Source organism: Marinobacter sp., assembly GCF_040904845.1.
In the GTDB taxonomy this organism is placed as follows: domain Bacteria; phylum Pseudomonadota; class Gammaproteobacteria; order Pseudomonadales; family Oleiphilaceae; genus Marinobacter.
The window spans coordinates 21,578-28,206 of the sequence record NZ_JBBDSR010000067.1 but is presented as its reverse complement, the minus strand read 5'-3'; the positions used below and the strand labels follow the sequence as shown (position 1 = coordinate 28,206).

General features: G+C 58.6%; 6 protein-coding genes. 5 read left to right on the top strand and 1 reads right to left on the bottom strand.

Features of this window, described 5'->3' with window-relative positions; translation table 11 throughout:
- Window positions 1-99 precede the first annotated feature (99 nt).
- Both ahpC and ahpF read left to right on the top strand, forming a co-directional pair.
- Window positions 100-663 carry an alkyl hydroperoxide reductase subunit C gene (gene ahpC / locus WD429_RS08575; protein ID WP_368421762.1) on the top strand — a complete coding sequence of 188 codons (564 nt, stop codon included), beginning with the start codon at window positions 100-102 and terminating at the stop codon, window positions 661-663.
- A gap of 196 nt (window positions 664-859) precedes the next feature.
- Complete coding sequence (gene ahpF, locus WD429_RS08570) at window positions 860-2,446, top strand: alkyl hydroperoxide reductase subunit F (protein WP_368421761.1); 1,587 nt, start codon at window positions 860-862, stop codon at window positions 2,444-2,446.
- Between the two features lie 35 nt (window positions 2,447-2,481).
- Here ahpF and WD429_RS08565 read toward each other — a convergent pair whose 3' ends face one another.
- On the bottom strand, window positions 2,482-3,153 hold the full coding sequence (locus WD429_RS08565; RefSeq protein ID WP_368421760.1) for a transglutaminase family protein: 672 nt from the start codon (window positions 3,151-3,153) through the stop codon (window positions 2,482-2,484).
- Window positions 3,154-3,348: 195 nt separating this feature from the next.
- On the opposite strand from WD429_RS08565, the gene WD429_RS08560 reads away from it, so the two are divergent.
- From WD429_RS08560 to WD429_RS08550, 3 genes are all read left to right on the top strand, one after another.
- Window positions 3,349-4,386 carry an NAD(P)H-dependent flavin oxidoreductase gene (locus tag WD429_RS08560; RefSeq protein ID WP_368421759.1) on the top strand — a complete coding sequence of 346 codons (1,038 nt, stop codon included), beginning with the start codon at window positions 3,349-3,351 and terminating at the stop codon, window positions 4,384-4,386.
- Complete coding sequence (locus WD429_RS08555) at window positions 4,383-4,967, top strand: YgjV family protein (RefSeq protein WP_368421758.1); 585 nt, start codon at window positions 4,383-4,385, stop codon at window positions 4,965-4,967. Before WD429_RS08560 ends, WD429_RS08555 begins: the two co-directional genes overlap by 4 nt.
- Window positions 4,968-5,069: 102 nt before the next feature.
- On the top strand, window positions 5,070-6,599 hold the full coding sequence (locus WD429_RS08550) for a flavin-containing monooxygenase (RefSeq protein ID WP_368421757.1): 1,530 nt from the start codon (window positions 5,070-5,072) through the stop codon (window positions 6,597-6,599).
- Window positions 6,600-6,629 lie beyond the last annotated feature (30 nt).

Genomic DNA, 6,629 nt, shown 5'->3' with positions numbered 1-6,629 from the left:
GTTTGAAAATAATCAATTTTAACGAAGCGCAGTAAACCCGTATCTTTACCCCCGACTTGTTCACTAACCCCCGAATCCATCCATCAGGAGTTATCTTATATGGGTATTGTTAATAGCGAGATCAAACCGTTCAACGCCACGGCCTTCAAGAGCGGCGAATTCGTTGAAATCAGCGACGCAGATGTAAAAGGTAAATGGTCTGTCTTTTTCTTCTACCCGGCCGACTTCACTTTCGTATGCCCGACTGAGCTGGGTGACGTTGCCGATAAGTACGAAGAGCTGCAAAAACTGGGCGTTGAAGTGTTCTCTGTGTCTACCGACACCCACTTCACCCACAAAGCATGGCACGACAGCTCCGAGACCATTGGTAAGATCAACTACTACATGGTTGGCGACCAGACTGGCACCATCACCAATAACTTTGGTGTGATGCGTGAAGGCCAGGGCCTGGCAGACCGCGGTACCTTCTTGATCGATCCGGATGGCGTGATCCAGGCGATGGAAATCACCGCTGAAGGCATCGGCCGTGACGCTGACGATCTGCTGCGCAAGGTAAAAGCCGCGCAGTACGTTCGTAACAATCCTGGCGAAGTATGCCCAGCCAAGTGGAAAGAAGGCGAAGCCACCCTGGCACCGTCTCTGGACCTGGTTGGCAAGATCTAAGCAGCCCTTTCGGGACGCTTATGGAAGAGGCCCGCATTGCGGGCCTTTTTTATGATTGCCAGGAATATAAATAGGTACTGGCTATCAAACATTTAAGACCAATTAATTTGAGCATTGGCATGGCCGCCCGTATCTTAGTCACCATCTGATGAATCGAAACATTCACATTACCTGACTTTTTAAGAGGAATGCCCCTATGCTGGATGCCAGTATCAAGGAACAACTGAACGCCTACATGGACAAGCTGCAGCAGCCGATCGAGCTGGTGGCGGCCTATGATGACAGCGCGAAATCCCAGGAGCTGCGTGAGCTGCTGGACGAGCTGGAGCCGATGTCCGCGAAGATCAGCCTGCGCACCGAGGAAGATCCGGATGTGCGCCGGCCATCTTTTGCCATTAATCGTGTAGGCACCGATATTGGCGTTCGTTTCGCCGGCATTCCCATGGGCCACGAATTCACCTCGCTGGTGCTGGCGTTGCTGCAGGTTGGTGGTCATCCCTCGAAGGCCGGGCAGGATGTGATCGAGCAGGTACAGGCGCTGGACGGCGAATACCAGTTCGAGACCTATTTTTCCCTGTCGTGCCAGAATTGCCCGGACGTGGTTCAGGCGCTGAACCTGATGAGCGTGCTGAACCCGAAAATCAAGCACACCGCCATCGACGGTGCCCTGTTCCAGGACGAAGTCGAGCAGCGCGAAGTCATGGCGGTACCGAGTGTGTATCTGAACGGCGAAAGTTTCGGCCAGGGCCGGATGACGCTGGAGGAGATCGCCGCCAAGCTGGACACCAACTCCGACGCCCGTGAAGCCGAGAAGATCAACAGCAGAGACGCCTTCGAAGTGCTGGTCATCGGTGGTGGCCCTGCAGGTTCGTCCGCCGCTATCTACGCGGCCCGTAAGGGTATCTCCACCGGTATTGCTGCCGAGCGCTTTGGTGGTCAGGTGGCAGACACCCTGGGCATCGAAAACCTGATCTCCGTGCCTTACACCGAAGGCCCCAAACTGGTGGCGGCCATGGAGCAGCACGTCAACGAATACGACGTGGACATCATGAACATGCAGCGTGCCGAGAAGCTGATTCCGGCGGCCACCAGGGGCGGCCTGCATGAGGTGCGCCTGGCGAACGGTGCCTCGCTGAAATCCCGCACCCTGGTGCTGTCTACCGGTGCGCGCTGGCGCCAGATGGGCGTGCCCGGTGAAGAGGAATACCGCAACAAAGGCGTGGCCTACTGCCCACACTGTGACGGCCCGCTGTTCAAGGGCAAGCGTGTGGCGGTCATCGGCGGTGGCAACTCCGGCGTGGAAGCGGCCATCGATCTGGCCGGTATCGTCGGCCACGTGACGCTGATTGAATTTGGTGCCGAAATGCGCGCGGACGACGTACTACAGAAGAAACTGCGCAGCCTGAAGAACGTGGAAATTATCACCTCAGGGCAGACCACCGAAATCACCGGTGAGAACGGTAAGGTGAATGGCCTGCAGTACACCGACCGTAATAGTGGTGAAAGCCACCACGTAGCGCTGGAAGGTGTGTTTGTTCAGATCGGCCTGGTGCCCAACACCGAGTGGCTCAAGGGTGATATCGAACTCAGCCAGCACAGTGAAATCATCGTGAACGAGCGTGGCGAAACCTCCCTGCCGGGTGTGTTCGCCGCCGGGGATGTCACCACTGTGCCCTACAAGCAGATCGTGATCTCCATGGGTGAGGGCTCCAAGGCGGCACTGAGCGCCTTTGACTTCCTGATTCGCAACTCTGCCGATACCGAAGATAGCGAGGCGGCCTGATCTGGAGGTGGAGACTCAGGTCCCCGTTTGGGGGTTTACTGGTTTGCCCTGGCATCGTCCGCCAGGCTACCTGAAAACGCCGCACTGATATCGTTCTCGGAAAACAGGTGGCCATAGGCCGCCTGAATGCCCCGCACGATAAAATCATGGGGAACGTCGTCGAACACGCCGTGATCGTTCACGTACTCCATGTGTGCTTCGCCGGAATCCGTATACTCCTGGAAGATCGAGTCATTGACGCCGTCAAACTCAAGCGGTTCGACATGCATCAGCTCGCACAGGCTGGCGTTGAAGGCGGGCGTTGCCTTCACCCAGCGCCCGTTCAGGTAGAGCTCGATAAAGCCATGCATGCGGAAAATGTCAGACTGCAGATAGTCGATCAGCTTCTGGCTGGACAGGTGATTGCGCACATCCGCTAGGCCCAGCCGGCTGGGAATGCCGATGGAGCGGGCCGCCGCCCCCAGCAGGACCGCCTTGGGAATACAGTAGGTTTCGCCGCTTTTCAGGGCATAGCTGGCGCTGAAGGTGGCCGGATCGGTGCGGAACACGTAGGGGTTGTAGTTGATGCTGTCCCGGGTCGCGAGATAAAGCGCTTTTACCTGTTCCACCGGATCGTTCGGTACGCCTTCCAACTGATGGGCAATCCAGGCTTTGAGATCTGGCTGGTCGTAATCGAAGAAGGCGGTGGGTTGGAGATAGCGTTCCATAACAAATGATCCGGTTTTTAGGCATCGAGCCCTCATCCTGACCAATTAGCAAGCTACGGGCAATAGCCAATTTCGCCCGCGAGGGTTTCTCGTGGGGCTCAGATCACTTTCGCACAGTCGCATAGGCCGTGGCATGGCTCAATTCCTGGCATTATGGCAGTGTGGGTAAGGTTTCAGGGAAAGAGGGTTGCCGAGATGACGCTGCAAACACTTTTTGGAATTGAATTGCCGATTATTCAGGCCCCGATGGCGGGGGTGCAGGGCAGTGAGCTGGCCCTGGCTGTTTCCAAGGCTGGCGGTCTTGGATCCTTGCCCTGTGCCATGCTGAGTCAGGATGCCCTGCGCGCCGAGTTAGAGACGCTGACTGCGGGTACTGCCAAGCCCTTCAACGTGAACTTCTTCGCGCATCAGCCACCGGAGCCTGACGATGCCCGGGAACAGGTTTGGCGGGACGCACTGGCACCCTATTACTCGGAATACGGGATCGATCCGGAGTCGGTGCCGGCGGGTGCTGGCCGCACGCCTTTTAACGAAGACGCTGCCGACCTGGTGGAAAGGTATAAGCCTGCGGTGGTCAGCTTTCATTTCGGATTGCCCGACCCGGCGCTTTTGGCCCGGGTCAAAGCCACCGGTGCCAAAATCGTTTCCACCGCCACCACGGTGGAAGAGGCGATCTGGCTCGACGAGCGAGGGGTTGATGCGATCATTGCCCAGGGCCTTGAGGCCGGCGGGCACAGGGGCATTTTTCTGACCCGGGATCTGTCCACCCAGATGGGAACTCTGGCGTTGCTGCCTCAGGTCATCCGGGCGGTCGGCTGCCCGGTCATTGCAGCGGGTGGCATCGCGGATGCCGCAGGTATTCGGGCAGCTATGGAACTGGGCGCTGCCGGTGTTCAATTGGGCACGGCGTTCATGCTGTGCCCGGAAGCCACCACGCGACCCATCCATCGGGAGGCGCTGAAGAGCCCGCAAGCCCGCCATACCGCCCTGACCAATCTGTTCTCCGGTGGCCCGGCCCGGGGCATCGTCAACCGGGTGATGCGAGAACTGGGTCCGATATCCTCCGTGGCCCCGGCATTTCCCCTGGCGACGTCCGCCATTGCACCTCTGCGGGCGAAGGCGGAAGCGGCGGGCTCCGGTGATTTCTCTCCTCTGTGGTCCGGGCAGAACGCGTCGGGATGCCGGGAAATTCCGGCCGGAGAACTGGTTCGCCAGTTGGCTGCGGGAGTATGACCGAGCTGCTTGCGAACATGACGCTGGCGGCCGCCCTGGGACAAGTTTGTGGCCTGATTGCCCTGGGCTTCTGCATCGCCGGTTTTGCTAATAAGAACGACGATCGGCTGATGGTGCTGCTGATTTCCGCCAATGTGGCCTTTGCCCTGATGTTTGCGTTCTTTGAGAGCTGGACGGCGGCGGCATTAACGGTGATCGTGATTCTGCGCATTGCCCTGGCACGCAAATTTCAGGGCAGTTGGCGGATCATGGCAGTGATTCTGGCCATTAACCTCCTGGTGGCGGCGGTGACCTGGCGGGTACCCACCGATGTGTTTCCGTTGACAGCGGCAATTCTGGGCACTGTGGGTATGTTTATGCTGCGGGGCATATCGCTGCGGATCGTGCTCGGGCTGGCGGCACTGGCGTGGATGCTTAATAACATCGTGATTGGCTCGGTCGGAGGTATGCTGGCGGAAGGCATGGTGTTGGTGACCAATATCATCACCATCGTTCGTCTGTATCGGCTGAAACGCAAGTACCCGGGTGTGCTCGCGCCCCTTGAAGGCGAATCGACGCCCGGTCGCGAGCGTCCGGACTGACCCGCTGAACGGTCAATGACCGGGAGCCTGGCCAATCCCCCGGGTGCATTTCCTCGTTAACGTTCGGGCCAATGAGAATCGACAAGGAGCGAGGCCGCTACCATGAGCCAACAACATTTTGACGTACTGATCATCGGTGCCGGCGTGTCCGGTATCGGCATGGCATGCCACCTGACGCGTGAGTGCCCGGGCAAGTCGTTTGCCATTCTCGAACGCCGTCAGTCTCTCGGCGGCACCTGGGACCTGTTCCGCTATCCGGGTATCCGCTCCGATTCCGACATGTTCACCTTCGGCTACAATTTCCGCCCCTGGACCGGCGGAAAGGTGCTGGCCGATGGCGCGTCCATCAAGAATTACGTCAGGGAGACGGCGAAAGAAAACGGCGTCGACAAACACATTCAGTATGGGCTGGCGGTAAAAACCGCGGAATGGTCCAGTGCCGATAAGTGCTGGACGGTGACCGCCAAGCGCGAAGAAACCGGCGTAACGGAAACCTTCACCGCGAACTTCATGGTGGGTTGTACCGGGTACTACAATTACGACAAGGGCTACAAGCCCGACTTCCCCGGCGAGGAGAACTTCAGGGGCGAGGTGGTTCACCCGCAGCACTGGCCCGAGAACCTGAATTACACCGGCAAGAAGGTCGTGGTGATTGGCAGTGGTGCCACCGCGATTACCCTGGTGCCCACCATGGCGGAGAAAGCCGCGCACGTCACCATGCTGCAACGCTCGCCCACCTACCTGATGCCATTGCCATCCACCGACATGGTCACGCTTGGCCTGCAGAAAGTGTTACCGGCCAAAGTGGCCTACAAGCTGACCCGTGCCCGCAACATTTCCATTGCGCGCCTGCTCTATGAACGTTCCCGCAAGAGCCCGAAGGCCATGCGCCGGCTGTTCCTGGGCGTGATCAAACGGCAGGTGAACGGCAAGGCGGACATGCGCCACTTCACCCCGGACTACAACCCCTGGGATCAGCGACTGTGCGTGGTTAAGGACGGCGACCTGTTCAAGGCGCTGAAAGCGGGCAAGGCGTCGATTGCCACCGATCACATTGAGCGGTTCACGGAAACCGGCATTCGTCTCAAGTCTGGCGAAGAACTGAAAGCGGATATTATCATCCCGGCTACCGGCCTTGAGATTCAGATGCTCGGCGGTATCGAACCGGTGGTGGACGGCACGCCGGTGGTGATGAAGGACAAGGTCATTTACAAGAATGTATTGGTCGAAGGTGTCCCCAACGCCGGCATGATCTTTGGCTACACCAACATCTCCTGGACCCTGAAAGCGGATATCGCCAGTGAGTATCTGTGCCGCCTGATCAACCATATGGATCGGAAGGGCAGCCGGGTGGTGGTGTCCAGAGACAATGAGAACAGTCTTGGTGAGGACACCATTCTCGGTGCCCTGAACTCGGGCTACATCAAGCGCGCGGAAGACCGCCTGCCCAAGCAGGGCACCCACGGGCCCTGGAAAGCCTCGCAGAATTATCTGGAAGACGTGAAAGTGCTGCGCTTCGAGCCCATTGAAGACGGTTACCTGGAGTTCGACGGCACCCGTTCCCGCGATCAATCGGAGCACCGCGCCACCGGCTTTCTGAAACCACTGCGATCGGCGTTGTTCGGGTCCTAGGCTCTCCCAAGGGCGGCCGGCCGGTTACGA